A 24,799-nucleotide genomic window follows, 5' to 3' on the forward strand; every position below is an offset into this window, starting at 1 on the left:
CCTCCTAAATACAACTAATATGACCAAAACAATCCGATTGCTGTTGGCCCTGGCGTTGCTGCTGCCAACCAAGCTGCACAGCCAGCTTATTGCCGACCATACCATTGTGGAAGACTATGCCTTAATTCCGGAGTATTACCGAAACGAGGTAAAAAAGATGCTGGTCTCCATTCCCGGAGCCTCTCATTCCACCGCCTATCGGCTGGGACTTCAATTTTTGGAAGAACTGGATGCGCGCTTTGCAGTAAACATAGCTTACGAAGAGAGCTATACCGAAAATCATCTGCGCTGCAACAGCATTGGTCGTGATTTTTTGGACGATGAATGGTACACTTGGTTTGCATGGCCCGATGGTCAGCGACCAGCTGAAGCCAATAGTGTTAAGGATATGATTCGACGCAATTACGAAAACAATCGAAATCTTGCAGCCATAGGCTACGGCTGGTGTTGGATCATGATGAGCAGCTATCACAGCCGGGAGTATGATCCCGAACACAATGTCAGGTGGTGGGGAAGCACCCGGGGGGGACCCGATGCAGGAACCTTGGGCTGGGGTTTAGATGCCGGGGATTTTGACATTACAGGCAACCGTGTCAATCTGGACACCTACCTGGAGGCTACATTGGAGCTGATGGAGTACTGTCGGACCAACAACTACCCAACCAAAGTGCTTTTTACGACCGGACCGGTAGATAAGTATAATGGTGAAGCAGGATATCAGGCCTGGCTCAAACACGAAAAGATCCGGGCCTTTGTTAATGAGGACCCGGACCGCATTCTGTTCGACTATGCCGACATTTTATGTTACAATACCGACGGCAGCACCAATACCGAAAGCTACAGCTATGAGGGAGTAACCTACACCTACCCCTTTATTACCGACATCAACCTGGGTGATGAGGCGGTGGGACATATAGGTCGCGAAGGAGCCCTCCGCTTGGGTAAGGCTATGTGGTGGCTCTTGGCTCGTATTGCCGGATGGGACGGAATATCCACCGGAGTCAGCACACAACTGCCTCCTTCCCCTTCCGATTTTAACTTAACACAGCACCCGGGTGAGATACAAATCCTCTGGACGGAAAATCAGGTACAGTTCACGACCTATTCCCTATTCAACACCACAGGGACTTGCGTACTTCGCGGCACGATCTCCGGTGCCGAGTTAAACATCTCCACCAGTCATCTGCCAGCTGGAGTCTATATTCTCCAATTGGAAGGCGACTTAAAAGCCCATCGAAAATTGGTATTAAACTAAATTATTAGAAGGCTTGTGGTTCAGTTGGGCAGAAAAATGCTTTTTCAATAAACGCACGGTATCTGCCATATTTAATTGGAGGGTGGCACACAAACCAGGACTCATCTTATAAAGCAGTTTTTGAGCATTCATCTTCATAATGACTCTGGCCGGATTACCCATAATCACAGAGTTGTCGGGAAAGTTGCCCCGCACAACACTTCCGGCGCCTATCAGACAGTTGTTACCGATACTGGTATTGGGTAATAGGATACTATTCATGCCAACAAAAACGTGATTGCCCAAGGTAATGGTACCAAAAACGCCGGCCTGCAAATCCTCCCGAAAAAACCAGGAGGCCGCACCGTCGTGGGTAATAAACTGCACACCAGCTGCCACGGCCACGTGGTTGCCCATTTTTACTAAAAAGTGTTCATTGGCAATCTTAAGCGTCTGCACAAAACAGCCCTCCCCAATACCAACCCCTTTCTTTCTCAAGTAACGAATAATGGCGGGACTGCCCGAATAGGCAGCCCAATAACGCTGTAAAGCATCCCATGCACGCGATGGTTTCATATCAAATGGTTTTAAACTATTGTAAGGTTATTTTTGGGGGGTAGTGACTCGCACAATCCACAACAAAGCTTGCAAAGAGCGGTGCCATGCGAGCAGCAAAGGCACGATTGGGGTGCGAATCACCGGGTCCGACAGCATACTCCGGTTTCAGATACAAAGAGCCCTCGGTTTCCAAGGCATAAAAATCCCACAGGAAAATATTGTCCCCTTCCTCATCCCACTCGCGAACCATCCACAAATAAAAATCCCGCAAACGAAGAGCTTGTTCCTCTGAGGTGGCCTCCTTCAGCAAAGCAGGTGGCGTCCAGACCACAAAAACCGTTTTCGGAAAGCTGTGCATTTTTTGCTTAAGTGCATTGTACTGCATCTGATAATTCTCCAAGCGCTTTTCCGGATCGTCGGCCGAAGGCTGCCCAGTGTCCTCAAGCATCATCCCTACCGGAAAGCAGTGCTTGAACACCACCACATCGAACTGTCTTGTGAGCAATTCAAGCGTCTCCTGGCCTTTATAAGGCAACTCTCCCGCATGCTTAACCCAAATATTGTAATAATCGTAGGGATAATTATAGCCTCCATACCCCGCCTCTCCGGGATAGTCCTTGGCTTGCACAGCAAAATCCGTTTTGTACTTACGGTTGTATCGCACCAAAAAATTATACACATCCCCTTTGCCTGTTAAACGGTACCACAGGGGCGATGTGCCGCCACGCAACACGGCACGCCCCGTGCTGTGATGCAAAAAAACGATGGATTGCATAGTCTCATTTTTTTCAGAACCACAGCTCCCCAACAACAGGAGAACCAACAGCCACAATGCCTTCATGTCCTCAATTATTAAGCTCCGGAATTTAATACATCCGCATACATTTTGCGAACGGCCCCAACCACACAAAGCGGGTCGTGTCGTTGCAACGCCCTTTTCCTGGCAGCGCGTCCCATACCGGCGGCTCGCTCAAAATCATTACCCAGCGCCGTCACTGCAGCCGCAAGGGCATAAGGGTCACCGTCCTGTACCAGCCAGCCCTCCTGCTCATGTTCCAGTATGGAAGAGGTTCCCCCTACAAAAGATGCAATGCAAGGCAGACCAACCAGCATCGCTTCACAAAGACTGTTGGGACTGTTTTCGATATGACTTGTTTGGCAATAAAGATCAGAATCAAGCAAAAGTGCACTTAGAGACTTTTCATCCAGTGAACCTAAAAAAGACAAGGGGAGTTCCGCCAAATCCACCTTGAGCCAACGGGCAACCGTTCGACACAAAGGATGCGTGGCGGAGAGTCCCGCCACTCGCCATTCCACTTCCATTCCTCGCGCTTCTTTCAACACCACCAAAGCTTGCACAAGGGTTTCCAACCCCTTATAAACGCCCGGCCCCAATGTAGAGACCACACGTAAAGGCCGACCAAATGTTTTTTTGGACCAAACCTGATCAAAAAAGGAAGGACGCAACAACTCCTGAATCTCAAAATACCAGCTCCGAGGCGCCAACAAACGACTCACCTGCTGATCCCACAAAGTTCGTCCAGCTACAAAACGAGTCATAGCCAATATTTGTCTTTCACGCAAAGCTCCCTGGGCTATACCCTTATAATGCCGACCTATGGTGGCCGCCTTTAATCGTGCTCTTAATACGTCAGAATGCCTTAAAACCGAAAAAGGGATGCCGGAAAAATATTTCAGGGCAATCACACTCAGTATTCCTTGAAGCGAGATCACCACAGGCACCTCAAGCTGTCGCTGTATCAAGCCATAATTTTCTTCGGTACCATGAATGTGAACAAGATCGGGAGCCACCTGTCTCACCACCTCCATGAGTCGTTCCAATTCAGCCTTTTGATTGTTCCAACCTAAAAACCGCCCCATAATTCGTTGCAGCGGCCTTCGTCCCCCACTTCGCAACACCGGATAATACCTGGTTCCATCCGCAGCAAAAGGAGCCAGGGGTTTGGGCCAGTAAAAGGCAACCGACAGACTAATGTCCACATTTTTCACCAGCTCACCCTGCAAGGCGTTGAGCCATCCTCCTTTGCTGTATGACTTCCCAAGGAGCTGTGCGGAAGCACTGCAAGGGGTATTGCTGAACCAGAGTATCTTCATTTACTTTAGATTTTTCAATTATTGGTCCCACAGGCCCCTTGCCTTGCCCGACAAAATGCGATGGGTTTGCAAAGGAACATAAAGCAGTCCCACACCATTGACCAGAGCAATGGCCAGGATGACACCGGAAACCCCCAGGGGCGATTTTACCAGGGCCACTGCCAGAGGAATAAAAACCAGGGTTTGTACCACCACCACCCGAATGGTGAGTTTGAGTTTGCCAAAACCATTTATGAATTGCGTGTAGGGCGACAACACGACATTGACCAGGGCATAAAGAGCCATACAACACGACAACAGCCAGGGAATCTCAACCCTGCTGCCCACCCACAGCTTATAAACCAGAGAGCTGCACGCCAACATCAAAAAAATACCTGCGACAAACAAAAGAGAGGCCCAATTCAGTCGTCGAAGCGTATGCTTCAGCCAGGGAAAATCACCTTTAACATAGGCCTCGGTAACCGCCGACCAAATGGGCGTCATGATAATGGCATAGACCATTACCGGAAGTGAAAAATACTTATAAGCCACATTATATACAGTGACCGCCTCGGGCCCCAACAATTGAATGATGATCATATTGGAGGTCATAAACAAGACCACTGCCGACATTTGAATCACAAAAAACTTTTGGCCCAAAGTCATCAAGTCGCGCGACAAACTAAAATTGATACAACGCCACGAGGGCCGGTAAGACCGGTAGCGCCCCCTAAACAGTACCACCGTAGCCACCAGCAGAATCATTGCTGGAATTACACTCAGCAACAAACCCAAAATAATGAGCGATCCTTGCTGATTGACTTTTATCAACAGCACAATCAATACCAGGGTAAGCACATTGCCCAAGGGCATAAAAGCGTTGTAAACCGCCGGACGCTGATCGGCAATAAGTATAACGCCAATGAGTTTAAGCACAAAACGGAGAATAAAAAAACCAAAGACCAAAGCGGCCAAAAGCGACAATTCTTCAGGCGGCACAGAAGTGGTATTCAAAATCTTGTCCCAACTCAAAAACGGATTCACAACAAAGAACAACAACAAAACGCCCGAAAAAATCAGTCCCACTACCGCATAGGTCGTACTGACATACACCCGGGCCAATTCGTGCCTGCCCTGGGCCACCGTTTCGGCAAATTTATTGCGCAAACCGCTGCCCAGTCCGACATTAAAAAACTCAAACCACCCAATAATCGAAGTCATTGTCAACCAAATACCATAACGCTCACTGTCGAGGTAATCCAGCAAAAGCGGAACATATACAAAGCCGATCAACACACTCACGCCCTGTAAAAAAAAGGAGTACAAAATATGCTTTTTGGCCCTGACGCTGCGTTCGGGGCCCCGACCAATGAACCGGGTAAGGACTTGCTGCCAAATTTGCTTGCTCATCAATTTTTCGTTGGCTTAAACCGAGGCTCCGGCATGGTGGGTGGTAAAACAATGCGACAATAAGGCGCCGACTCGTTCCAGATCATCGGCATCCATGTTGGTGGCGGAGGGCAAACAAAGCCCAAAATCAAAAATATGCTCGGCCGTACCGTTGATGTAGGCCGGACAATCTTTAAAAACGGGCTGCAAATGCATGGGTTTCCAGGCGGGACGTGACTCTACATTGTCGCTTTCGAGATACAGGCGCAAGTCCTCCCGCCCAAATCCACAAACCAGGGGATCAATCAACACCGTGGTCAGCCAGTAGTTGGAAAAATAATCCCCAGCGGGTTCTGAAAGGAACTGCAAACCCGGCACCCCTCCAAATCGCGCCAGATAGAAGTCGTGCAAAGCTCTTTTTTGTGCCACACGCTGCTCCAGGACCTCCATCTGTCCCAACCCGATACCCGCCAAAACATTGCTGAGTCGGTAATTATACCCAATGCAGCTGTGCTGGTAGTGGGGCGCATGATCGCGCGCCTGAGTGGCATAAAAGCGTGCTTTGGCGATCAACTCACCATCGTCGCTGGCCAGGGCCCCTCCTCCTGAGGTGGTAATGATTTTATTGCCATTGAACGAAAAAGCCGCCACACGCCCAAAAGACCCCACCGCCCGACCTTTGTAGCGACTGCCCAGTGCCTCCGTGGCATCCTCAACGACGGGGATTTGATACCGGTCTGCAACGGCCATTATCGCTTCCATATTGGCCGGCATTCCATAAATATGTACCGGCACAATGGCTTTGGGCAACTTACCCTTGACCAGTCTGTCCAAAATGGCCTCTTCGAGCAAAACCGGATCCATATTCCAGGTGCCCGGCTCTGAGTCGATGAGTACGGGAGTGGCCCCCAAATAAACAATCGGGTTGACGGTCGCCGCAAAAGTCATCGTAGCGGTCAGCACCTCATCTCCGGCTTGTACGCCACAAAGCAAAAGACCCAAATGAAGGGCTGCCGAGCCCGAAGACAGCGCAGCGACATGCTTCACCCCCAAATAATTGGCCAAGACCTGCTCAAACTTCTCAATATTGGGCCCCACAGGGGCAATCCAATTTTGTGCAAAAGCCTCGCAGATGTATGGCAACTCCTGCCCGCCCATATGGGGACAAGCCAGGTAAATACGCTTGTTTTGTTTATCCATAGCTTTTGGTGTTAATCCTGATTAGCGAGCGGTTGTCCCACAGCCACCAATCGTTCTTTGTAACGAAAAAATACAACGGTATCGTCCTTAACCTTGCGGTCGAGGACCATACCTGCAGCTATCTGATTGCGATCCCCTATTTCTGAATGGGGCAGGGTGGCGCTGTTGATTCCGAAAAGATTGTCGCTGCCCACCCGGGTAAAACCGGAAAGAGAAACATTGGGACCAATAAAATTGAAATCGCCCAGGCAGGTGTCGTGCCCGAGACTGCAGCGGGCATTTAAAAAATTGAAGGCCCCAATCCGTACATTGGGCCCCAGATTGGCGTAGGGACCAACCACATTGCCGGGCCCTATTGAAGCGCTGGGAGACACCCAGGCGCTGGGATGAATAAAAGTGGCAAAGCGGGCTCCTTGTTCTAAAAAGAGCTCCACAAAGCGCCGACGGTACTTCAAATTGGCAATACCTATCAGGTAATGGCAATCGCTGCGCACCCGATGCGCAGCAATGCTGCCCAGCCAGGGTGCTGAAAAGCGATAACGCTCGTAATTGGCCGACGAATCGTCAAGGTAACCCAGGAGCTTCCACAAACCGCCCTCTTCGGGGGACTGGGAAAAATGCAGATAGTCGTCCAGCTCGGCACCGTGACCACCGGCACCTATAATAATGAGATTTTTCATAGAAAGACTGGTTTATTGACTCGTATAGCCCCCGTCCACCACCAGATTGCTACCCGTTATCCATCGGGCCGCATCCGAAAGCAAATAAACGCAGGCTGCCGCCACATCGTCCGCCTCACCCAGGCCCAAAGGATGTCGGGCCCGGATTTCGGCCAGCGCCTGTTCGTCACGGCTGTAAACTGCTGCGGCCGACATGGGGGTAGCGACTACACCGGGACTGATGCAATTGAAGCGGATTTTGCGCGGAGCGTACTCCAAAGCCAGGGAACGGGAGGCCGACAGCAAGGCCCCTTTGGTCATTCCGTACAGGGTTTTACCCGGGCTGCCGGTGAGGCCCATAACCGAGGACAAAAAAACCACACTGCCTCCGGCTTCGGAAAACAAGGCGGGCTTTAAGAGGCGACGGGTAAGGTGCAGGGCCGCAAAAACATTGGTTTCGAAAAACTGTTGCAGATGCTGTTCACGCACCATGCGAAAGGGCAAGGTGGTAGAGATACCTGCACAGTGCACCATTCCCGAGAGAGGGGACAGCAAAACACCGGGCAGCAGGGCTTCCAAAGCCTCCTGATCACAAAGGTCCACACTCAAAACCCGGTGAAAATCCGGCCTCCCGGTCATCCCCAGGGTCTCGGCCAGTCGTTCGGCATTGCGACCCAACATCAAAACCCGCGCGCCCTGTTGGGCACACAACAGGGCTGTGGCCCGACCTATGCCTGAAGAAGCACCGGTAACCAGAATGGTCTTATCTGCTAAAGAAAAAGGGGAAGTTGTCATAGATTCTCCGCTTAATCCACCTCCACAATGCGACTCAGGTGACAATTGTGCAGGTCGAGGACTGCCGAAGCCCAGGACATTCCCACGCCAAAACCGCTCATCAGCACCCGCTGATGAGCTTTCAGCTTTCCACCCAATTCAGACACCAGGGTAAGGGGAATAGATACCGACGAGGTATTGCCGTACTTAGCAATGGAGGAAGGTACCCGCTCGCGGTCCAGTTTGAGCTTCTTAATCAAATAATCGTTCATGTAGTTGTTGGCCTGATGCAGCAGCACATAATCCATTTCGTGTGCGGTGCAGCCCACCCGCTCCAACAGCTGCCTAACATCGCGCGGCACCTCACTGAGTAAAAAGTTAAACACATCGGCACCATGCATGTAAGCCTGCTCATCGGACCGGATGTTGCCTTCCTCATCGACCACCCGCTCGACCAGGGTATCCGGAGAACTGGGCTTACGGTAACCGCCTGCCTCAATCTTAATCAAATCAGCCCTGGAACCGTCGGAATTCAAGGAGAACCAACTGTGTCCATAAGCGGCATCCCTATCGATGAGGGCAGCAACGCCCCCATCTCCAAACAGAAAAGCAGTCTTGCGGTCGCGCGGCGAATACACTTTACTCCGGGTCTCCCCATCGAGCAACAAAGCCTTTCGCAAACCCTGCTGCTGCATTAAAGCATACACCACAGAGAGTCCGTACAGAAACCCCGAACAACCCAGGCCGATATCGAAGGCTATGGTCGATTTACTCAGGCCCAACCGTTCCTGAAGAAGAATAGAGGTCGCAGGCATCCGATAATCGGGGGTTTGAGAAACAAACACCAGCAAATCAATGTCGCTGCGATCCACCGACATATCGTTCAACAAGCTGTCGGCCGCTGCAAAGCAGAGGTCCGACGCGCAGGTGGTGGCGGCGGCAAAACGCCGCTGCCGAATACCTGTCTTGGCCACAATATCGGCCGCATCCTGCGCACTAAAATGAGTGGTATACTTCAGGTTATCAATAATCTGCCGCGGAACCGCAGCCCCCAAACCCGCAATACCCACTCCTTCAAATTCGAGATAAGCCATAATGCGTTCAACTTGCCAAACGTTTTTGGACTTCCTTAAGCACATCGCCTACAGTAAGCAGACGCTCAAAGGCTGCATGCTCAATAACCACCTCGTACTCCTCGTCGAGCATAGCAATAAGCGAAAGCTGTCCCAACGACGACCACTCGTCAAATTCTCTAAAAACATCATCGAGTGCCACATCCCGATCTTCGATCTCCAGCGCCTCCTTAAAGGCATTCAAAAATTGCTTTTCCATAGTTCTTTGATTTAGTAATGATTGTTTGTTCTATTTTCCAGTAAAAGCCGGCATGGTGGTCTGCTCATCGCGGTCGACCGACTCCCGCAAGAGCACTTTCAGCAACGTCCGCCACAAGATTTTTAAATCAAGGACCAGACTCACATGATCCACATAGTAGATATCCAATTCAAACTTTTCGTTCCAAGTGATGGCATTGCGCCCATTAACCTGGGCCCAGCCGGTAATACCCGGTCGAACCTCATGCCTTCGTTGCTGCCTGCTGTTGTACAAGGCCAGGTAGCGTACCAAAAGGGGGCGGGGACCAACCAGACTCATATCGCCTTTGAGCACATTCAGCAGGTTGGGCAGCTCGTCGAGCGAGAGACTGCGAACCAGGCGACCCATGGCGGTCAGCCGCTCTTTATCGGGCAACAAACGCCCGTCGCTGTCGTAAAGCTCCCGCATGGTTTTGAGCTTGAGCAAACGAAAAACCTGGCCCCCCTTACCGGGCCGCTCCTGTACAAACCACGGTCGCCCATGAAGTCCCGGAGCCAACAACAACAAGAGCAATAAAAGCAGGGGCCACAAAAGCAGCAACAAAATCAAGGCGACTATAAAATCAAAAAAGCGCTTAAAAAAATGCCGGTACATCTTCCCGTTTTTTACCATAAGGCAGGGCCCCCTCCTCCAACAGCGAAAGGGCCTCCCCCACGCTCACAAAAGAAAAATCAAGACCCAGACGTTTAAACTTTTCAAAGGCCTGACCAACGCCGAAGTACGACTGGATATAATGTCGTGAAAGCACCCGTTTCTGTCTGCCATCAAAGTCGCGCAGATGAAAATAGGTCATATTGTAGACAGAACGACTCATCAACCTATGAATCAAAGCATAAGGCAGCAAGCGAAAATAACCCCCACCCGAAAAAAACACCTTCTGCCCCCCCAAGCGACCAAAGCTCATCGGCAACTCCCACAAGGGACCACCCGAAGTGGACCAGCGAAAGGGTTGCCCCTGCTCCAATGAAGGCCATCCGCCGCCCCGGCGATTTCCGGGAAAAAGGGAGCAATCGCAGCGAATACCCTCTTGAATCAACACCTCAAAAGCCCAGGGAGTCGCCGCCGTAATGGAAAATGCCGGCGCCCGGTAAAAATCGATGGCGGAACCGACCACTTGAGCAAGTCCGTCAATGGCCCGATGGGTGTCCTCTTCAAAAGCGGAGCGACTGAGTTGCGTTACACGCCGGTGCAAGTCGGAGTGGCAGCCCACCTCGTGCCCGCGCCCGGCAATGCTTCGAATAACCTGGGGGTGACTGCGAGCCACTGCACCCAGGCAAAAAAAGGTAGCACGGAACTGCCGCTCCTCCAAAAAATCGAGCAGTTCATTCAGCAAGCGGTCCAGGATGGGCAAATAATAGGCACTCCCTCCCTTGGCGTAAAGCTGGTAAACATACCACTCTTCCAAATCAAAAGTCAATACATTTAAAGACTCATCTTGCATCTGCCCATCCATTTTTTGACTGTGTACGAATAAAGGCTTAAACCGAATCGTGTAAGCCCGCCACCAAACTCCACCTGTCGTAGGTCCTCACCTGAGTCTCCAAACCCCAATCTAAAGGCAGCACCACCATATTTTTATAGGCGTAAGGCACAAAACCCTGGCGCCACAAACCCGCAGTCCCGTAAAAGCTGTTCTGCATAAGCGCCACATAATTGGCCCCCAAATGGCGGCCTGCACCAACCACCTCTTGCATCACTTTTGGGAAAAGAGAAGGCGCCCCCAATAAATCAACCACCACCAACTCCCGGTGTGGGCCCTGCTCATTCACCGTAAACACAGCGGCACACGATTTTCGGCCCTGACTCACCGCCACCATGCCGTAATGCCTAAAAGGATGTTGCAAATAGCGCCATTCAAAAAATCCATTTACCAAGTGGGTCCGGAGCACAGCGTCGTAGGGACTGATTTGCTGTCCGGCCTCTTCCAAAATATCGACTTGCAAAAGATAGGCATCCTCTAAGGGAAGCGAGCGGGTTTTTCCCCCTGCCTTAAAAGAGCGCAAGGCGGCCCAGGGACGCAACACCCTAACCATCCAGGGCAGACTGGCTTGCCGGTGCCAACCCAGGGAAAGGTAACCGGGGAGACTGTTTTGATTGGGGAAATTATAGATCAGACCGATGCCTTCTTCCCGGGCCATTCGCAAACCCTCCAATCGCAGGGTTTTGAACAGTCCCTTTCCACGAAAATCTTTCGCCACAGCAGTATCGCAGGGCTGGTAGGCCCTAAGCACCTTACCCCGGAGACTAAAAGACCAACTCCACCAATTGTTGACGGCAACCAGTTGCCCCTGACTCTCGGCAACCAGGAGCAGCGAAGGGCCAAAGGGACTGTCACAAAACTTCCAGTCCCAATACGCAGCATCGCGCTTTGAGGCGGTGCGCTGTCCCTCCGAAAAAACCTCATTAAGCAAGGCCAACACCGCAGTCTGGTCGGCCTTTTCGGCCTTTCTCATCACCAAATCCATAAGCCCTGAATTCAATTAAGCGGTAAAGCTCCTCGGAGTCGCCATACCGCAGCTCGTACAAACTGCAACGGCTTGCGTAAAAGTTTTAAAGGCACCAGGTAAAACGGGGGAGCCTCCCCGTTTGTCCGCCAACAGTCCTTGTGCTGCTTTTGCGCCCGAATATTATTGCGGTAATCACGCGTACTGCGACCACCAATGGCAAAACGAACCACATAGGCATTGAGCCGTTCGATGCGCAGACGATGAAAATAGAAATAGCGCAGAAAAAACTCATAATCGGCCCCCGGATGCAGCTCAAGACGATAAAGCCCCAGGCGATCGAGCAGTTCGCGTCGCAAATAAATGCTCTGATGGGAGGGCATCCAGCCCAGGGGGATGCGCCATCGGCGGAAGGCGGGACTGCGGTTGATGCGCACCGCCCGGCCTTGTTCATCCACCATCACGCTGTGTCCGTAAATTACATCGGGCTGTTTGCGGGCAAACAGCGCAACAATACGAGCAATGGTATCCTTATCGTACAAGCGGTCGCCCCCGTGAATGAGTCCCACCACCTCCCCGGTAGCGGCACGCAAACCCTTATTTATGGCATCGTACAAACCCTTGTCGGGACCGTATAGGATCCGCGCAATTTGGCCCCGATAACGCTCTACCAGCTCCAGGGTCCCATCGGTCGATCCCCCATCCACCACCAGGTATTCGATATTGGCATAGCTCTGTTGCAATACCGAAAGCAGGGTGGCCTCAATGACCAAGGCATTGTTGAAGCAAATGGTAACAATGCTGACTTTAATGTTCTCCATTAACCAAGGCTTTAGTGTTTGGAAGAAAGGGGCTCCCTGATGTGCTCATACGCAGCCTTTGGTACAAATCTACATAGGCCGCCATACTGTCCTCCTTATCAAAATATCTTTGTGCCCACAGCCGATATTCGCTCCGCAAAGTGGCCGAGGCAGTCAACACCTCCACGATACGGGCGGCCAGACCGGCCACATCGCCGCGCGCCACTACTCCGTTCCATGCAGGATTCAAGGCTTCGGGACTCCCTCCGCTGCGGTAAGTGAGCACGGGTGTACCGCAGGCCAGAGCCTCAAGGTTGGTGGTGGGAAAATTATCGATGTAGGTAGGGTTGACAAAAACCGAGGCCAGACTGTACAAAGCCGCCAATTCACCTAAATTTTCGGTCCGCTCGAGTCCCCGCACTCCCCTGGGAAGACTTTTAAGCTGGTGGGCTTGCAGGCCCACCAAAACAATTTCCACCTCCTCAGGCAAAAGGGTTCGCAAGGCCAAAAAATCACCCAAGCCCTTGCGACGATCCCACTGCCCCGCCACCCCCAGAACAATCTTCTTATTCTCCAAGCCATACTTCTGCGCCGTAGCCTTTGCATCGGTCGGACAAAAAGCGCCTAAGTCTATCCCATTGGGAATTACCTCAACGGGATAATCCTGTAAAAAGGATGTTTGCAAATGACGCCCCAGCCATTGCGATGGGGCCACCAATACCATGCGGTCGATCCCCTGAAAAGCACTGCGTTTTCGCTCAAAATTACTGAAAGACCGATCGAGTCCCCAACTCTTGGGGTAGCCGTGGGTATTGGGACAATGGTGACAGTGGCTCTGCCAGCGGAGACAGGCATAGCGATCGAAATAGCTGCAATGCCCGGTGAAGGGCCAGCAATCGTGGAAAGTCCACACCACCGGCAAGCCCTTATCTTTCAGCCAATCGCTCAGCATTTCTACCTGAAGGTAATAGCCGTGCAAATTGTGCAAGTGCACCAAGTCGGGCTGCAAGCGATCCAGCTGCTGCAAAAAAGATCGGGTAGCCCGCTTTGAGGCAAATCCATGCGCATCCAACAAGCGGGTTTGCAAAACATGCCAACGCCTATCCACCCCGTTTCCTATGCGCAGCAATTGCGACGCACTGGGTTGCATTCGCCCGCCATAGGCCACAATGCTTTCGTGTCCGCCCGCCAGCAGCACTTTGCCCAGATCCTCAGCAATGCGTCCTGTGCTGCCGGTATTTACCGTCGTATTGATTTGAACAACCCTCATTTACCGGACATAAAATCGTAATACGCCTTCCCAATGTGCTCGAGACTGTAACGGGCAATTCCGGCACGTGCATTTTGTCCCATTCTCTGGCGCAGATCTTCATCATCCATCAACTGTTTCAGGCGCTGAGAAAACAAAGGATAGTTGTTCAAAGGGACCAGGAAACCATTGTGGCCATCGATGAGCAAGTCGGCGGGACCGGCCACGCAGTCGAAAGCAACAGCAGGAAGACCAAAAGAAAGCGCCTCGGCCAATACGTTGGGGAAACCCTCCGATTCGGAAGTAAAGGCAAAGACCTTGGCCCTGCGATAGTAGGAGGCCACATCGGTCTGATCACCCGCCAATTGAATACTGTCCGTTGCATCGAGCTCCTCAATTTGCTTTTGCAAGCTGTTGCGCAACTGCATTTTCTGAGCATCTCCGCCCACAATTATCAGGCGCCAGCCCGGCTGATTCAGCGCCGCAAAAAGCGCAATGAGGCGATCGTGGTTCTTACCCGGGATCAAGCGGCCCACCGAAAGCACCAACTGCTCTTTGGGCACACCGTTGGTCGATTCCGGAATACGAACCGGATTGGCAATGACCCTGATGTTGCGGTGCCTCAATTCACGAAAATAAATATCCCGTGCCTGGCCTGTTTGCGCAATCATTCCCTTAGCCCCCGGATATAAACATCGCCGCAATACAAAATGCATCAGCGACATTTTTTTCCCGGGCTGGCAACGGTCCGACACATACACCGGATAAGGAAGGCCCAACAGAGCCAAAAGCACAAAACTGTTCCAATACTCCCCGAAACTCAGAATTTTTTGGGGCTGTAGCATTTTTACGGTGCCGCGCAAAAACATAAGTCGTTTAAACATAGCCACAAGTCGCAGGCGATCATTAAACACAGCATGGGGTTGATGCACCACCAATCGCTCAGGTAAGGGATAATAAAACCGAATGTTCCTGCCGTATAAAATGAGATGCACCTCATCCCGATGTCGGGCGCAGAAATAGCCGGCCAACTCGGCCATTACCCTTTCCATCCCACCGGCCTGAAAAGTGGGAAGCAGCAAACACAATACGGGTCGTTTCATAAAGACACTTCTGTTTTGGGTGCTTCTTTTAAGAGACTTTCTATCATCCAGCCAAAGGGATTAAAGGGCCCCTTATGGAAAACCAACTCAGTGTCCCAATAACCCCACTCGAACTGTCCGTCGGCGTAACCAAAAACACAACTGACTTCTACAATAAGCGGCCGATCCTGCTCAAAAACAAAGTCATAGGCCGCTGACTGCAGCCCTAATCGGCGGGTAAAATCCAAGGCCATTTGTAATGCATCTTTCGGTATCAGGTGCTCCTCAAGTCCAACCAGTCCGCTGCCCGAAGCCCGAAAATCTCCGGGACGAACACCACGACGTGCAGCAAAAAGGCGGTCATTAACACAATTTACCCGCACATCGTAGTGATTATTGGGAATAAAATCCTGAAAATAAACGTAGCCCCGCTCCCGTCCGCTCATACGGGCATAGGCCGGCGGGAAAAACAAACGCAAGACCCCGGCGAGCACCTGAGAAAAACGATCCTTCCCCTGACGAAAATGCCGCCAGCGCTCCACCAAACTGCGCCATCCATTATAGGGCGAAAAGCCACGACCAAAGGCCCTTTTCACCAGACGACGGCCCTGCCGTTCATTTTTTACCAGTCGCACATTGAGCGAGCCGGCTCCTCCCCGCAATTTGAACACCTTCGGGTAACTGCAGGCCCTGAGCCAACGGAGAGCCTCCTGCTTGCGATAAAAAACAGTACTGGGGACCAGCGGTGCACCAACAGCCTCAAAAAGATACTTCTGAGCCACCTTATCGTCGAAATGCCATACTGTTTGAGGGTTGGGGAATACACGAATGGGCAAACCTTCCAGAGCAAACAACAACTGCTTGGCCATCAGTCGGTCGGCCACCTTATTCTGATGTACCTGCCACAGCAGGACCCGACAAGAGCGCAATTGCTCCACAATATCGCTGCTGTAACAATCTACTTCAACAAAGGGCAGTTTGTTGTCGCGGCAATAGGCCGCCCACCGGCTGCCAAAATCGCCCTTTGTATTGTGAATGGCTATCATAATTGAGAATTTTGAAAAAGTCGAAGCAAAACCTCGTGGTGTGACTCGCAACGCAATAAATTGTGGTACAATCGCTTTTTACGGGGCGACAAAAGGGAGGGAAATAGTTTTTGCCTTTGTAAAATTCCCAACCAGGTGCCGGAAAGGGGTTCAAGGAAGGCCCGATAACGCCGGGCCACCTGAGCGCAAAATTCATCGAAAGCTGCCTCCAGCAAGTTCGAATCAGCTATTATTTGATTCAATCGTGCCAAATTCTCCTCAAAAGCCGCCAGTTCCTCTTTCTCGAGAAGTTGCAGTCCCGGCTTCTGCCGGCACTGTGCATAAGGGTAGCATTTGATTTCCACTCGCTCACCCAAATCCAGTCCCACCATAAAACCCAAATGCCAATCGGCCCTTTGCACCCGCGGATCATCAAATAAGAAGTTTCCCAGGCTGTAAACCAATGGTACCCCGTGATAGTACTCATAACCGCTGGACACATGCGGATGGTGACCGACAACGGCACAGGCGCCGGCATCGGCAAAAAAACGAAACAGTTGTTGTATGCGGGGACTGGGTAAGGCATACATCTCGTGTCCGCCGTGAAAAACAACCACCACGTAACGAGCCCTTGCAGCAGCAGCTTTAATGGCTGCGAAATTACGAATGGGATTCAGGGGATGGGCTCCGACACCATTATTCTGAACGGTAGAAAATTCGTTTTCGGTAAGGTTAACAAGGGCAACTTCCTTACCGGCCAATTGAAAAAAGTTGGTGCTTTCTGCTTCCTCCAGATTGAAACCAGCCCCTACGGTAGTCAAGCCCGCCTCCCTGCAATGCACAAGGGTGGATTCAAGGCCGGCCCGACCATAGTCCATGATGTGGTTGTTGGCCAGGGTAGCCAGGCCAAAACCAGCCTCCACCAAAACTTGGGCAGCAGCGGGATCGGCCTGCAAGATGGGACCAATTTTCGCGAGCCCGACTGAGGCCGAAGTAAGGGGGCATTCGAGGTTGACAATGGACAAACGGGCTGCTTGAATGAGCGGCAGCGCAGCACCAAATATTTCGGCGCCCGACTGCGATTTCAGAACAGGAGCCAAGCGGTTTTGGGGACAAAAATCCCCGGCTATAAGCAGGTCGTGCGACATATACAATATTCAGGCAGTAAGAAAGGCGGCGTGGTGGGTCATGCAGCGCCCCAATTCATCGCTGGTGACAAATTCCACATCGGGCCAACGTTTTAAAACAGCATGCAACAAGGCGCGCAGCTGACGCAAATTGCGACGGCGGTTTTCCTCATCCAATGCGCCAATAAAATTCAGGCGATGCACCCCAACCACTGCGGGCCGGTTCCAGGCAAAAGCAGCAGATATGCGGGCCAAACAGGTGGCTACGGCATCGCTGTGGGGATAAAGACTGGGTTCAAAATAGGCGTTGCGAACCAGGTAAACTTGCCCCAGTGCATTGCGCTGCCCCTGATGATGGGTCAGCGCCGGCTCCCCTGCAATGGCCGGCAACTGCCGGCGCTGGCCCTGTATAAAGCGGACTCCGGCGGCTGCGGCCAATTCTTCGTGGCGGGGCGACCAGCAATAGTTCGGGGCGATCATGCTCTGGGCCGGCTCCCCAAATACTTGATGAAACATTTGCAGGCCTTCTGTAATACTTTGGTTCACCCCTGCCTCATCTTCGGGCCGGTCCACGGCCCAAGCCTCCAGCAAGCTGTTTGGCAGCTCCTTGCAAACGGTGCGACTGATGCCAAAAAGCCGCAAATCAAAGGCTTGTCTGACCACCGGCAGCCCACCTTGTAAGGCCCGCATCCATCGGGCTACATTCAAATGCTCACGTCCGTGAAACTGAGGCTGAAACAAGCCTTCTCGCCGGCCTTGGTTCCAAAGGGCGAAGGCGCCTTCCCTGCCGGGGTAGGCGGCCAGGGTTTTTGTCATACTTTCGAAGTGATAATGCTGAAAACCGTTTGCCCGAATGGCCTCAAAGTCGGGATTGGCAAGCACACAATTGGCCGTGAGCACAGGATGTTGGTGCCTGTGGTCGCGAAAGGAAGCGAGCACCTCAAACAAAGCCTCCAGGTCCTCTTCCGTAGCCAGCGTGTCGTAGCGCAGGTAGGGACAGGCATCTACACGCAAACCACCCTTAAGCAGGGCCTTGTAACTGGTCCGGTCGGGCATGCGAACACTGCCCCAGTCGTCGCTTTCCAGCACCAAAAAACGACGACTCAATTTTTGACCGCGCACATTGACCCAATGCCTGCGCAAGCCCTCTTTCCAATTATTCATCATGGGAAGATTCTATTAATGCCCCCAATTCGGGGGAGCTCATAAATTCCAAATCGGGCCAACGTTTCAACGCGGCCCTCAACAAAGCATCCAATGCTGTTAGTCCCCGCTCTCGATTGGCGACATCCAGTGCCCCTACATAAGATACCCGGTGGGAGCTGATGACGGCCGGTTTGTGCCACGCAAAGGCTACAGCCATTTGCTGCAGACAGCTGTTGACCCAGTCGCCCCCCTGCCAGGGCTCAAAAAAACAGTTGCGCACCAAATAACGCTGGCCCAGCTTATTGCGCTGGCCCAACCAGTGCAACACACGGCGATTGCGCCCCTTCCCCAGGGGTTCGTGTTGGATTTTTGCCGTCGACATATAGCGAATACCGCACTCTGCTGCAACAGCTTCCAGGGTCCGGTTAAAGGGACCGTTCGGGGGGACAAAAAAATTGGCTTTATAGCCCATCAAATGCGCAAAGAGTTCGAGGCCTTCCCGAATGGCCTGGGACTGGAGGGACAAATCCGCAGGATCCTGCAAATCAAAGGCAGCCTGAAAGGACGCCGATGCAGCGCCCTGCTTACGAACATAGCCCCAAAAGCCCCCATTAAAAGCTTGGTGCGCATCCTGGTCTTCTTGTTGAAGGGCGCGCATCCATTGGGGCACATTCAAGTGCTCCCGACCGTGAAACTGAGGAACAAACCACCCTCCGGCAATTCCACTTTGCCATTTGGCAAACACCTTTTCACCGGGATAATAGCGCGCCAAAGTAGTGGTTACCGGCTCAAAATAATACTGCTGAAACTGCTCCCGGGCAATGCGCTCAAAATCGGGATTGGCCACCAAACAGAGCGGCGTCATGATGCAACATTGCCCTTTGCAATCGGAATGCGCCTGCAATACCGAAAACAGTGCATCCAGGTCTGCCACCCCCGCAAGGGTATCGTAACGATTGTAGGAAGGCTGCCCCGCCAGACCCAAATTCAATCCCCCCCGTTGTGCGGCTTCATAAGCCTTCAATGAGGGCATACGGATACTGCCCCAGTCGTCGCTCTCCAGAACCATAATTTTACGGGAGCTGCGCCAGCCCGGGATATTGCTTGCATGACGCAGCACTTTTGTAACAATGGGGGAAACTTTCACAGCACAAAAACTTTAGGGTGGGCTACACGCCGAAAAAAAGCAAAAAGGGCCGGACTGTGCTGCTGATAATGCAAGCTTTCCTTTGCCAAGGCTTTGCCTCCGAGCGATAAGGAAGCAGCCAGCTCAGGCTCCTTTAAAATACGCAACATACAGGCTGCCAAATCGGCAGCATCATTAGGCCGGGCAACCAGTGCCTGTTTTCCATGCTCAAGGTAGCGGGCCATTTCGCCACCAGAGGAAACAACCAGCGGAATGCCGTCGCTTAAGTACTCCGCCAGCTTAGTGGGAAAATTGTAAGCATTCTGGCGGTTCATGGGCTTGTTGACTACGGCCAGGGCGCTGCCCTTGCGTAAAAGAGCCAAGGCCTGGGGCGACAGCAATCCGGTAAAATGTACCCTTTGCCTCAGTCCGCTCCTTTCGATTAGGGCTTCAACCCGCCTCGACAGTGCGGGCGCCATAGCAGAACTGGTGAGATAAAAGTCGAACCGAACAACTGTATTTACCTGCGTAAAAGCTTCAAAAACAGCCATCACCCCGTCTTTGGTCTCACTTAAAGCACCGGCATGCAACATATAGGGGTTGCCGTTGGTCAACACCGTGTCGGGAGGACAATCAGCGCCCTGCTCAAAAGTCTCGTCGCAATTGGCCAAAACCGGCACGCGCAAGATTTGTGCGGCACTTCTTTTATAGCGACGAACAAGGGTCTCCAGCTTTTCGGAAATAACCACAAAACCATTGGCCAGGGGAAAGACCAGGTGCAAAACCAGCCAGCGCCGAATTATTCGTAACCAGAGTGGATCCAGACGCCCTCCCTCGGGCGCATAGGGATTCTCGTTGACCTCCAGAATGCTTTTTCCTCCTGAAAAACGTAAGCTTGTCAGCATACAGAGACTGCTCCACCACCCAAAGCCACATAGAAAAATCAGCTTTCCCTGACGACTCCAGCGCCTGCAGGTGCGGGCATACATCACAGCCCAAAAAGCACCAAGCACCTGACGCATCCAATACGAGCGGCCCACCACAGGTGAGGCCAACACCCGATAAGGCACACCTTCGTACTGCTGGTTATTGCTGCCTCGGCGACCAGGCACCACAACTTCTACCTGACTGCCCGATTCTTGCAGCGCTTTGGCATAGAGCTGCAGTCGCCGGGTCATGGCCATCCCCCGGGGATAAGAACCGTTGTAAAAAAAGAGCACTTTCATGAGGGAGAAGAAGAAAAAACAGGCAGCTGTCGCAGCACTTTACAAGGATTGCCCGCCGCCACTACGTTGGTCGGCACATCTTTAACGACCAGACTGTTGGCGCCTATCACCGAATTGGCGCCTATCCGCACACCTTTTAGCACGGTAACGTTCACTCCCAACCACACATTATCTTCGATAATCACTGGAGCGGGACTGCCCGAACGTGGATCGTCGAGGTGCCAGTCGCTGTCGGTAATAAGAGTATTTGCCCCACAGCGCACAAAATGACCAATATGAATTTCCTGGAAACAGCCTATTACGGTTCCGCTGAAACCGCAATGGTCGCCAATGACCAGACGGCTCCCAGGCTGAAGTGCCGTGAGGATGCAGGGACGGTTGACGCCGATAAGGTTGGAAGCGGGGGAGGAATGAAAAACACAGGCGCGGCCTATCTGCATCCGTGCCTTATTGGCTCGTTTAAAACGAGCCAGTCCGTAAAACCGGAGTCCTTTGCCGTAACGAATCCCTCTAAGACACATATTCATGCGCATAAGACCTCCACAAAGGTGCCTTTGCAGGTTGCGCAGCAGTTTGTCGCTCAAATTGGCCAGGGTATTTCCAGCCGTTCTCCAAAAACCAGAAGTCATAAACGTTCTTGTTGCTGATAAATGAGGTACAATTCTTGATTGCTCAATCGGCGCAAGGCAAGAGAGTGGCAGCCGGCCATCGCAATCCAAACCCACAAATACTGGGTGGCATAATCGGGCAGTCCAAATAAAACCATACCCACAATCTGCACCAACACCAACAAAGCCAGAGCACGAGCCAGATCGTTGCGGCTGCGTACCAATCCCAGCCAGGCGGACCGCAACATAAGCAAAAGCATGGGAATCAGATAAAGGAGGCCACCCTTAAGTAAAACAGTCAAAAAACCGTTTTCTATCAACTGCTCGCTTTCATCCTCCGCAATGGTCCGAAGGATATGACCGTCTAGTCCCCGACCAAAGAGCCAGTCGCCGGGCTTCCCAAAATCCAGGAAAAAGTCTGCAAACACTTGCCCGCGCGAGGCATCGATGGCGCCCTGATCAAAGCCCCGCTGAAAAATAAAGGCACGACTCAACACTGGCTCAAAAGATACCATGACCAGCAGACCCAACACAACTATTCCAAAATAAAGCACCATACGGTCGCGCACGCCACTGAGGGGACTGCGTAAACGAAGCACCAACATGGCTAAAAGCAGAAGAAGGGATTCGAGAAACAAACCTCTGCGTCCAAATTGCGCGTACAAAACTATGGCCAAAATAAAATAAGCCAGGGTGAGCCAGGTGGCCCACTTGTTTTGCGAAAGATGTGCGGTGAGCAAAAACAAGGCACTTCCGGTATCGAATAACAATATTCGGTGCAAGGCTTCATACATTCCACCGCCCAAATTAAAAGCCAGAACATAAAACTGCACCAGAACAGACAAAGCCAACAAAGGCACACCCACTTTAAGCAAACGAGCAAAAAAAGAAGCTTCGTAGCGGGTGTACAAAACAATAAGTGGCAACAAATAAGGCAGAAAAAAATAGCGCTGACCCAAGACACGCTGAATGCTGAACAGACCGTCGAACCCCAGTGCAGCCTGCCCTAAAAGGAACAGCGACCAGGCAACAAAAAACAAAATCAGGGGCTCAAAGGTGATGGTCTCGGCGCTTTTAACCGGGAAACGAAAGCGATACCATAGCATACTCCCCAAGGCAAAAACCGAAAATATATACTTAAACGCCTGAGGCAGGCCATACTCAGGTTCTACAATGGCAATCCATTGCAGAAAGTTCAGCGACAAGAAAATCCATAGATAAAGATTGTACGACGATGCTCTCATTTTCCTATTGCTTGGGCAAAGCTCCGCCCGGTCAGTCACATACCGGCCACGCACCACCCTATAAAAAACCATCTGCTTAACGCCAAATCCTCTTGCGGTTACCATAGCCATAGGGGCTCTGGTCGCTGCTTGCGTCGTTAAGTAAAACACCAACATTGGGCACCTCTTTGAGGCGCAGTTCTTCCATTATCCCGACAAAAACCCTTTTGGGAGTATGATGGTATCGGACAACCACCATGACCACATCGACCTGAGAAATATACAAATAGGCATCACTTACCTGTGCCAAAGGGGTCGCATCTACCACCACGCAATCGTACTGCTTACGCAGGTGCCCAAACAGCTCATTGTAATTGATCTGAGCCAACAACTCTACCGGATTGGGCGGCAATACTCCGGCAGGCACAAAATCGAGACGTTCATGCCCGGTTTTCCGACACACCTCCTCAAAGGTCGACAGTCCCGACAGCCAGGAACTTACTCCTGGCAAATCTTTTTCCTGCTTTGAAAAGTAGGCAGAATGTTTTCGCAAGTCGAGGTTCAACAAAAGGGTTTTCTTATTCAACTGGGCATAACACATGGCCAGATTAAGGGCATTAAACGACTTGCCCTCCCCCTCAAAAGCAGAGGTCACCAAAATCACCTTGCGGTTAATGTGTTTATAACTGAACTCAATATTGGTGCGCAAAGCCCGGTAGGCTTCGGCAATCCCGGACCGTGGCAAATCCTGCATCACATTACTTATGCCCTTGCGGTTGCGCATAATTTTGCCCAAGACCGGAGCATCGGTCAATTCACCTATGGCGTCCTGCGGGACCAATTTATTGTTAAGAATGCTGCGCAAAAGCAAAAAGGCAAAAGGGAAACCCAGGCCCAGCACCACGGCAAAAAGATAGTTTTTACGGCGATTGGGAGAAAAGGGACCTGTCCCCATCATTTTTGCGGGTTCTATCACCTGATTGTCGGGCAGGTTAGAGGCCTGGGAAATGCGTGCTTCAGCACGCTTTTCGAGTAAATAATTGTAAATGGCATCGTTCAGGCGGTACTGCCGCTCAATGCCCCCCAAACGCAATTCGTTGCGCGGCAAACGGGCCATCTCCCCTTCGATGCGACGAATCCGCTTATCCATCTCATCAAGGGCGATGTCGGTGGTTCGGTTCACTGCCGATACATTCTCGTAGATGGTACGACGCAGACTCTCTATTTGCTGCCCCAGACGCTGAACCATTGGATTTTTCTCCTGTCTGTTTTGAATCAGGGCGGAGCGTTGTGCATGTGCAGCAATAAGCTCCGACATCAAATTATTAAGCAACTGATCGCTAATCCCCATCGACGAGGGCAGAATCAACTCAGAATAATCGTCGTTGGCGGCCGACATATAATCCGACAAATAGTCATAATAGCGCTTACTGGTCAACAATTCTGCCTTCTGGTTTTGCAGGTCGCGGTATTGGCCCGACAGTTCATTGGTTTGTGCGGGAATATTGAGCAACTGGGAGGAGGACCTAAAACTTTGCAGACTGTGCTCTGTTTCGCTGAGCGAGTCGGAAATTTCGGCCAGCTGTGCATCAATGTAGGCAATGGTAATGTCGGCAATGTAGTTTTTCCGCTCCAGGTTCTGCTGGGCGTAAACCGCCATGATTTCATTGAGTAAATCCTCTGCTTTGGCCACGGAAGTTGAGCGCAACACCAACTCTACAATGGTGGCATCGCGTTGAACAATATTGAATTCAATTTGCTGCTTATAGCTGTTGGTCAGGGCCGTCACCTCTGAAAAAAGAAAACCAAAGGTAAGATCAGGACGATACAGCTGCCTAAAAGCCGAATCCAATTCCACCACAAAAGCCATCTCCTCATTCTCAATCAGCTCCCCAAAACGAGCCTCCTGCTCAAAGCTCCATTTTTCCTTCTGGAAAGTAGGCTGCAAAACGTCGGGCTCTCTGAAGGTGGCCCGTTTGGAACGGGACTGGATGAGAAAACGGGAAGAATCGATCCAGCTGATGTAAAACCATTCATTTATGGGCTGAACATGGCCACGGGCACGCAGAACCCGGAAGGGGGTGTTTTTATAGGCGTCGATCTGACGGTAACCGCTTTCCCGGCACCAGCTCACCGACAAGCCAAGGTTTTCCACAGCTTGCGCGATCACCGGGGAAGATTTCAGGACCCATAGTTCATTCTGAAAATTCTGGTCGACACCCAGCAGGTTGCTGTTGAGAAAATCGTTCATATTTTGCCCCTGAACAGGCCGCTCCTTAATAAGCATAGAAGCCGAAACACGGTACATAGGCACGGCCACCCTATTCTGAACCCAGGCGTAGGCCAGTGCCAGCAATAAAGCCACCACATAGACCCGATAGTGACCGACCACCAGCTCCCAAAGCCGACGCAAGTCACTGTCGTCCTGGTACCGTTTTGGAGATGAACCTGTTGCCATGGCAAA

Annotated in this window: 24 protein-coding genes; 1 reads left to right on the forward strand and 23 read right to left on the reverse strand. The window is 51.7% G+C overall.

Annotation, left to right across the window (positions count from 1 at the left end; translation table 11 throughout):
* Nucleotides 1-19 precede the first annotated feature (19 nt).
* On the forward strand, nt 20-1,255 hold the full coding sequence (locus tag B4W65_RS06025; protein ID WP_088654222.1) for a T9SS type A sorting domain-containing protein: 1,236 nt from the start codon (nt 20-22) through the stop codon (nt 1,253-1,255).
* Here B4W65_RS06025 and B4W65_RS06030 read toward each other — a convergent pair.
* The 23 genes from B4W65_RS06030 to B4W65_RS06140 form a co-directional block, all read right to left on the reverse strand.
* Entirely contained in the window at nt 1,247-1,810 is a 564-nt protein-coding gene (locus B4W65_RS06030; protein WP_088654223.1) for an acyltransferase, read from the reverse strand. The genes B4W65_RS06025 and B4W65_RS06030 overlap by 9 nt on opposite strands.
* A 16-nt stretch (nt 1,811-1,826) precedes the next feature.
* Nucleotides 1,827-2,633: an SGNH/GDSL hydrolase family protein gene (locus tag B4W65_RS06035; RefSeq protein WP_146697722.1), complete on the reverse strand. Its 807-nt coding sequence runs from the start codon at nt 2,631-2,633 to the stop codon at nt 1,827-1,829.
* A gap of 11 nt (nt 2,634-2,644) precedes the next feature.
* Nucleotides 2,645-3,907, reverse strand: coding sequence for a glycosyltransferase family 4 protein (locus tag B4W65_RS06040; protein ID WP_088654225.1), 1,263 nt, complete (start codon nt 3,905-3,907; stop codon nt 2,645-2,647).
* Nucleotides 3,908-3,925: 18 nt separating this feature from the next.
* Nucleotides 3,926-5,296: a lipopolysaccharide biosynthesis protein gene (locus B4W65_RS06045; protein WP_088654226.1), complete on the reverse strand. Its 1,371-nt coding sequence runs from the start codon at nt 5,294-5,296 to the stop codon at nt 3,926-3,928.
* A gap of 15 nt (nt 5,297-5,311) precedes the next feature.
* A complete protein-coding gene (locus B4W65_RS06050) occupies nt 5,312-6,475 on the reverse strand; it encodes an aminotransferase class I/II-fold pyridoxal phosphate-dependent enzyme (protein ID WP_088654227.1) in 1,164 nt (387 codons plus the stop codon).
* Nucleotides 6,476-6,486: 11 nt separating this feature from the next.
* The gene (locus B4W65_RS06055; RefSeq protein ID WP_088654228.1) at nt 6,487-7,155 is read right to left on the reverse strand and encodes an acetyltransferase; all 669 of its coding nucleotides are present in this window, start codon (nt 7,153-7,155) and stop codon (nt 6,487-6,489) included.
* 12 nt (nt 7,156-7,167) lie between these two features.
* Nucleotides 7,168-7,929 (reverse strand): SDR family NAD(P)-dependent oxidoreductase, encoded by a 762-nt coding sequence (locus B4W65_RS06060; protein ID WP_088654229.1) that lies wholly within the window; start codon nt 7,927-7,929, stop codon nt 7,168-7,170.
* A gap of 11 nt (nt 7,930-7,940) precedes the next feature.
* Nucleotides 7,941-9,002 (reverse strand): ketoacyl-ACP synthase III, encoded by a 1,062-nt coding sequence (locus B4W65_RS06065; RefSeq protein ID WP_088654230.1) that lies wholly within the window; start codon nt 9,000-9,002, stop codon nt 7,941-7,943.
* Nucleotides 9,003-9,009: 7 nt separating this feature from the next.
* Complete coding sequence (locus B4W65_RS06070) at nt 9,010-9,240, reverse strand: acyl carrier protein (protein WP_088654231.1); 231 nt, start codon at nt 9,238-9,240, stop codon at nt 9,010-9,012.
* Nucleotides 9,241-9,270: 30 nt separating this feature from the next.
* Nucleotides 9,271-9,873: a sugar transferase gene (locus B4W65_RS06075; protein WP_088654232.1), complete on the reverse strand. Its 603-nt coding sequence runs from the start codon at nt 9,871-9,873 to the stop codon at nt 9,271-9,273.
* Nucleotides 9,854-10,720, reverse strand: a complete 867-nt coding sequence (locus B4W65_RS06080; RefSeq protein ID WP_158522787.1) for a polysaccharide deacetylase family protein — start codon at nt 10,718-10,720, stop codon at nt 9,854-9,856. Before B4W65_RS06080 ends, B4W65_RS06075 begins: the two co-directional genes overlap by 20 nt.
* Before the next feature lie 37 nt (nt 10,721-10,757).
* Complete coding sequence (locus B4W65_RS06085) at nt 10,758-11,744, reverse strand: GNAT family N-acetyltransferase (protein WP_088654234.1); 987 nt, start codon at nt 11,742-11,744, stop codon at nt 10,758-10,760.
* Nucleotides 11,745-11,755: 11 nt separating this feature from the next.
* A complete protein-coding gene (locus B4W65_RS06090; RefSeq protein ID WP_088654235.1) occupies nt 11,756-12,544 on the reverse strand; it encodes a glycosyltransferase family 2 protein in 789 nt (262 codons plus the stop codon).
* Entirely contained in the window at nt 12,531-13,793 is a 1,263-nt protein-coding gene (locus B4W65_RS06095; protein WP_088654236.1) for a glycosyltransferase, read from the reverse strand. Before B4W65_RS06095 ends, B4W65_RS06090 begins: the two co-directional genes overlap by 14 nt.
* The gene (locus tag B4W65_RS06100) at nt 13,790-14,875 is read right to left on the reverse strand and encodes a glycosyltransferase (RefSeq protein WP_088654237.1); all 1,086 of its coding nucleotides are present in this window, start codon (nt 14,873-14,875) and stop codon (nt 13,790-13,792) included. Before B4W65_RS06100 ends, B4W65_RS06095 begins: the two co-directional genes overlap by 4 nt.
* Nucleotides 14,872-15,900: an ATP-grasp domain-containing protein gene (locus B4W65_RS06105; RefSeq protein ID WP_088654238.1), complete on the reverse strand. Its 1,029-nt coding sequence runs from the start codon at nt 15,898-15,900 to the stop codon at nt 14,872-14,874. The genes B4W65_RS06100 and B4W65_RS06105 overlap by 4 nt, the downstream gene beginning before the upstream one ends.
* On the reverse strand, nt 15,897-17,027 hold the full coding sequence (locus B4W65_RS06110; RefSeq protein ID WP_088654239.1) for a CapA family protein: 1,131 nt from the start codon (nt 17,025-17,027) through the stop codon (nt 15,897-15,899). Before B4W65_RS06110 ends, B4W65_RS06105 begins: the two co-directional genes overlap by 4 nt.
* Before the next feature lie 9 nt (nt 17,028-17,036).
* Nucleotides 17,037-18,173, reverse strand: a complete 1,137-nt coding sequence (locus tag B4W65_RS06115; RefSeq protein WP_146697723.1) for a hypothetical protein — start codon at nt 18,171-18,173, stop codon at nt 17,037-17,039.
* Nucleotides 18,163-19,299: a polysaccharide (de)acetylase gene (locus tag B4W65_RS06120; protein ID WP_088654241.1), complete on the reverse strand. Its 1,137-nt coding sequence runs from the start codon at nt 19,297-19,299 to the stop codon at nt 18,163-18,165. The genes B4W65_RS06115 and B4W65_RS06120 overlap by 11 nt, the downstream gene beginning before the upstream one ends.
* Entirely contained in the window at nt 19,296-20,504 is a 1,209-nt protein-coding gene (locus B4W65_RS06125; RefSeq protein WP_088654242.1) for a glycosyltransferase, read from the reverse strand. Before B4W65_RS06125 ends, B4W65_RS06120 begins: the two co-directional genes overlap by 4 nt.
* On the reverse strand, nt 20,501-21,133 hold the full coding sequence (locus B4W65_RS06130; protein WP_240509495.1) for an acyltransferase: 633 nt from the start codon (nt 21,131-21,133) through the stop codon (nt 20,501-20,503). Before B4W65_RS06130 ends, B4W65_RS06125 begins: the two co-directional genes overlap by 4 nt.
* On the reverse strand, nt 21,130-22,356 hold the full coding sequence (locus tag B4W65_RS06135) for a hypothetical protein (protein WP_088654243.1): 1,227 nt from the start codon (nt 22,354-22,356) through the stop codon (nt 21,130-21,132). The genes B4W65_RS06130 and B4W65_RS06135 overlap by 4 nt, the downstream gene beginning before the upstream one ends.
* 76 nt (nt 22,357-22,432) lie before the next feature.
* On the reverse strand, nt 22,433-24,793 hold the full coding sequence (locus B4W65_RS06140; RefSeq protein WP_088654244.1) for a GumC family protein: 2,361 nt from the start codon (nt 24,791-24,793) through the stop codon (nt 22,433-22,435).
* Nucleotides 24,794-24,799: the final 6 nt, after the last annotated feature.

Origin of the sequence: Geofilum rhodophaeum (assembly GCF_002210225.1) — a bacterium.
GTDB classification, from domain to species: Bacteria; Bacteroidota; Bacteroidia; order Bacteroidales; family Marinilabiliaceae; genus Geofilum; species Geofilum rhodophaeum.

Excerpts from the sequence above, each read along its gene's own strand:
- B4W65_RS06125 (WP_088654242.1), bottom strand. The coding sequence starts at position 20,504 with ATGAAAGTGCTCTTTTTTTACAACGGTTCTTATCCCCGGGGGATGGCC.
- B4W65_RS06135 (WP_088654243.1), bottom strand. The coding sequence starts at position 22,356 with ATGAGAGCATCGTCGTACAATCTTTATCTATGGATTTTCTTGTCGCTG.
- B4W65_RS06095 (WP_088654236.1), bottom strand. The coding sequence starts at position 13,793 with ATGAGGGTTGTTCAAATCAATACGACGGTAAATACCGGCAGCACAGGA.
- B4W65_RS06045 (WP_088654226.1), bottom strand. The coding sequence starts at position 5,296 with ATGAGCAAGCAAATTTGGCAGCAAGTCCTTACCCGGTTCATTGGTCGG.
- B4W65_RS06055 (WP_088654228.1), bottom strand. The coding sequence starts at position 7,155 with ATGAAAAATCTCATTATTATAGGTGCCGGTGGTCACGGTGCCGAGCTG.
- B4W65_RS06035 (WP_146697722.1), bottom strand. The coding sequence starts at position 2,633 with ATGAAGGCATTGTGGCTGTTGGTTCTCCTGTTGTTGGGGAGCTGTGGT.
- B4W65_RS06070 (WP_088654231.1), bottom strand. The coding sequence starts at position 9,240 with ATGGAAAAGCAATTTTTGAATGCCTTTAAGGAGGCGCTGGAGATCGAA.
- B4W65_RS06080 (WP_158522787.1), bottom strand. The coding sequence starts at position 10,720 with ATGCAAGATGAGTCTTTAAATGTATTGACTTTTGATTTGGAAGAGTGG.
- B4W65_RS06050 (WP_088654227.1), bottom strand. The coding sequence starts at position 6,475 with ATGGATAAACAAAACAAGCGTATTTACCTGGCTTGTCCCCATATGGGC.
- B4W65_RS06105 (WP_088654238.1), bottom strand. The coding sequence starts at position 15,900 with ATGATAGCCATTCACAATACAAAGGGCGATTTTGGCAGCCGGTGGGCG.
- B4W65_RS06075 (WP_088654232.1), bottom strand. The coding sequence starts at position 9,873 with ATGTACCGGCATTTTTTTAAGCGCTTTTTTGATTTTATAGTCGCCTTG.
- B4W65_RS06065 (WP_088654230.1), bottom strand. The coding sequence starts at position 9,002 with ATGGCTTATCTCGAATTTGAAGGAGTGGGTATTGCGGGTTTGGGGGCT.
- B4W65_RS06100 (WP_088654237.1), bottom strand. The coding sequence starts at position 14,875 with ATGAAACGACCCGTATTGTGTTTGCTGCTTCCCACTTTTCAGGCCGGT.
- B4W65_RS06025 (WP_088654222.1), top strand. The coding sequence starts at position 20 with ATGACCAAAACAATCCGATTGCTGTTGGCCCTGGCGTTGCTGCTGCCA.
- B4W65_RS06140 (WP_088654244.1), bottom strand. The coding sequence starts at position 24,793 with ATGGCAACAGGTTCATCTCCAAAACGGTACCAGGACGACAGTGACTTG.
- B4W65_RS06085 (WP_088654234.1), bottom strand. The coding sequence starts at position 11,744 with ATGGATTTGGTGATGAGAAAGGCCGAAAAGGCCGACCAGACTGCGGTG.
- B4W65_RS06090 (WP_088654235.1), bottom strand. The coding sequence starts at position 12,544 with ATGGAGAACATTAAAGTCAGCATTGTTACCATTTGCTTCAACAATGCC.
- B4W65_RS06130 (WP_240509495.1), bottom strand. The coding sequence starts at position 21,133 with ATGACTTCTGGTTTTTGGAGAACGGCTGGAAATACCCTGGCCAATTTG.
- B4W65_RS06060 (WP_088654229.1), bottom strand. The coding sequence starts at position 7,929 with ATGACAACTTCCCCTTTTTCTTTAGCAGATAAGACCATTCTGGTTACC.
- B4W65_RS06115 (WP_146697723.1), bottom strand. The coding sequence starts at position 18,173 with ATGATGAATAATTGGAAAGAGGGCTTGCGCAGGCATTGGGTCAATGTG.
- B4W65_RS06110 (WP_088654239.1), bottom strand. The coding sequence starts at position 17,027 with ATGTCGCACGACCTGCTTATAGCCGGGGATTTTTGTCCCCAAAACCGC.
- B4W65_RS06030 (WP_088654223.1), bottom strand. The coding sequence starts at position 1,810 with ATGAAACCATCGCGTGCATGGGATGCTTTACAGCGTTATTGGGCTGCC.
- B4W65_RS06040 (WP_088654225.1), bottom strand. The coding sequence starts at position 3,907 with ATGAAGATACTCTGGTTCAGCAATACCCCTTGCAGTGCTTCCGCACAG.